Origin of the sequence: Escherichia sp. AM3, from assembly GCF_032029835.1 — a bacterium.
Taxonomy (GTDB): Bacteria; Pseudomonadota; Gammaproteobacteria; order Enterobacterales; family Enterobacteriaceae; genus Escherichia; species Escherichia coli.
Window position 1 is genome coordinate 1 of record NZ_JAVUPQ010000843.1, and the last position, 294, is coordinate 294.

At 48.3% G+C, this 294-nt stretch carries 1 protein-coding gene; it reads right to left on the reverse strand.

The window, feature by feature from the left end; translation table 11 throughout:
- A partial coding sequence (locus RTW80_RS28655) for a molecular chaperone (protein ID WP_312721484.1) occupies positions 1-294 on the reverse strand: 294 nt, incomplete at both ends.

Here is a 294-nt window from a genome sequence, read left to right on the forward strand (position 1 = left end):
ATCGCATGGTCGCTGCTTTTATCCGGAGCGGGAGGAATTTCGCGCATATTGTAGAAAAATAGCGTTTCGCGATCGCCAGGTAATTGTGTGGTTGAGGCTTGTTTCACAACCCGCACCTGCGATGTCGCTTTCGGTTCCAGACGTTGAATAGGGGGCAAAGCGACCAGAAGAGCATCGCTTTTCTCCCCTTTTTCATTTTCTATCCAGGAATAAGCAAGATAAGGCAGTTTGTCACTTTGGTTTTCGATACGCAGGCTGGTGGCTTTGTCATTGGCGTTAAACACAATGCGTGTG